3 protein-coding genes are annotated in these 2,376 nt (G+C 79.9%); 2 read left to right on the plus strand and 1 reads right to left on the minus strand.

Going from position 1 to position 2,376, the window contains the following annotated elements; genetic code table 11:
• The coding region (locus tag WCS02_RS19725) for an ATP-binding protein (RefSeq protein WP_340295984.1) at positions 1–430 on the plus strand (430 nt) is incomplete at its 5' end.
• A complete protein-coding gene (locus WCS02_RS19730) occupies positions 427–1,536 on the plus strand; it encodes a hypothetical protein (protein WP_340295985.1) in 1,110 nt (369 codons plus the stop codon). The genes WCS02_RS19725 and WCS02_RS19730, both read left to right, overlap by 4 nt.
• Here WCS02_RS19730 and WCS02_RS19735 read toward each other — a convergent pair.
• Positions 1,502–2,314: a class I SAM-dependent methyltransferase gene (locus WCS02_RS19735; protein ID WP_340295986.1), complete on the minus strand. Its 813-nt coding sequence runs from the start codon at positions 2,312–2,314 to the stop codon at positions 1,502–1,504. The genes WCS02_RS19730 and WCS02_RS19735 overlap by 35 nt on opposite strands.
• Positions 2,315–2,376: the final 62 nt, after the last annotated feature.

Here is a 2,376-nt window from a genome sequence, read left to right on the forward strand (position 1 = left end):
CGTGGCCCGCGCCATGGCCGACGCCGCGCTGGAGGCCGCCCGCAACGCCCGCCGCCACGGCGGCGGCGCCGGCGCCCCGCCGGACATCACCGTGCTCGTGGCCCCCACCCCCGACGGCCACGGGCTGCAGGTGACCGTGAGGGACGACGGCATCGGCTTCGACCCGTCCCTCGTGCCGCCGCAGCGCATGGGGCTGGCGGTGTCGGTCCGCGGGCGGATGCAGCGCGTCGGCGGCCGGGCGGACGTCGTCACCGCCACGGGCTCCGGCACCACGGTCCGCCTCACCTGGGAGCCCGCCGCCCCCGCCGACCCTGCCGACCCCGCCGGCCCCGCCGCTCCCCCCGGCGCCGGCCCAGGGAAGGGCACCGGTGCCGGCCCCGGTGCCGGACCGGGCGCCCCGCCCGCCCCCCGGACGAGGCCCCGGCGGTGAGCGACCGCCTCGAGGACACCGTCGTCGGACGGCTGCCGCGCAGCGTCGTGGCCCTGGGCATCCTCGGCTTCGTCGCGGTCCTCGGCGTGCTCGGCCTGGTGAGCATCGACCGGGTCGTCGAGCCCGGGCCCTACGTCGCGGCGCTGGTCCTGGCCCTGGCGTCGGTGGCCGCCGTGCTGCTGCCGTGGCCGCACGGGCGTGAGCGGCCCACCGCGGTCGCCGTCGTCGCCGCCGTGGTCGCCACCGGGCTGCTCGTCGTCGGCGTCCTGCCGGAGGAGAGGCCCGGCTACGCGCTCTGGTACCCGAGCTTCGTCTGGGTGCCGCTGAGCGGGCTCGCGCTGCGCGGCCACCCGGTCCTCGCCATGGCCGGCGCCCTGCTCAGCGCCGGGACCACCGTCGCCTGGACCCACCTCACGCCCGGGGTGGGCTTCCTCGACGCCCTGGACCGGGTGGTGTCCCCGACCGCGGTGGTCGTCGTGGCCATCGGCGTCGCCGTCCTGGTCCGGCAGTACGCCGGCGAGGTGGACCGGGCGCGCGCGGAGCAGCTGCAGGCCGCGCGGCTGTCCGCCGGGGCCCGGGCCGCGGAGACCGAGCGCCGGACCCGGCTGGCCCAGATCGAGCAGCTCGCCGCCCCGGTCCTGGTCCTGCTGCGCGACGCCGGCACCGTCGACGACCGGCTGGCCACCGAGTGCCGGCTGCTGGAGGCGGCGCTGCGCGACGGCATCCGCGGCCGCCACCTCGTCGACGCCGCCGTGCGGGAGACGCTGTGGGCGGCCCGGACCCGCGGGGTGACGGTCCGCCTGCTCGACGACTCCGGCGCCGACGAGGCCGGCGGCAGCCCGCCACCGGTGGCCGACGTGGCCCGCCGCTGCATCGTCGAGGTCGTCGAGAAGCTCGAGAACGGCGAGGTGACCGCCCGGCTGTCCGGTCCCGACGACGCGACCGTGGTCGTCATCACCCCCGACGCGGGCGACGTGGCCCTGGCCTGCGGGCCCGCCCTGCGCGCGCAGGACCGGCCGGGACGCGGCGTGCGGGTCCGGGCGGTGAGCGAGGCCGAGGACGAGCTCGTCGTCACGGTGCGGCAGGAGCCACCCCGGACCAGCTGACCTCGAGCACGCCCCGGCGCCACTGGCGCGCGTCGCGCCGCACCGGCCAGCCCTGGTCGACCAGCGAGGCGCCCACGGCGGCGAGCCGCTGCCGCGCCCCCAGCGCCTGCAGCGGCGCGGCCACGTCCCACGCGGTGTCCAGCGCCCGCAGCAGCGCGTGCACCGGCTCCCCCGGCACGTTGCGGTGGATCAGGGCCTTGGGCAGCCGGGCCGCCACCTGCGACGGTCGGGCCAGCCCCGCCAGCCGCCAGGCGAGCACGAGGGCGGTGGGCCCGCGGGCGTCCAGGACGACCCAGGAGGCCAGGCGGCCGGGCTCGTCGCAGGTCCCGTCGACCAGCAGCCCGCCGGGTGCCAGGCCCCCGCGCAGCTGGTCCCACACCCCCGCGACCTCGGCCTCGTCGTACTGCCGCAGCACATTGAACGCCCGGACCAGGACGGGCCGGCGGCCCCCGGTCGGGGCGAGCTCGAAGCCGCCGTGGGCGAAGGCGACGCCCGGCACGGCGAGCGGGCGGGCGGCCTCGACCCGGGCGGGGTCGATCTCGACGCCCAGCACCTCGACGTCGGGCCGCACGGGGCGCAGCCGGTCCGCGAGCTCCAGCACCGTGACCGGCGCGCGCCCGTAGCCCAGGTCGACGACCAGCGGGTCCGCGGCGGCGCGCAGCCCGGCCGCGTGCCGGTCCACGTACCAGCGGTCGAAGCGCCGCAGCCGGTTCGGCGCCGTGGTGCCGCGCGTCACCCGGCCGGCGGGACGGGGCGGGGCCTGCCGTCGCTCCCCCACGCCGCCAGCCTAGGAGCCGCCGGGGCGCGGTGGCTCCGGCCCGGGCAGCGCAGGGGCGCCCG

The organism is Aquipuribacter hungaricus (genome assembly GCF_037860755.1).
Classification (GTDB): Bacteria; Actinomycetota; Actinomycetes; order Actinomycetales; family JBBAYJ01; genus Aquipuribacter; species Aquipuribacter hungaricus.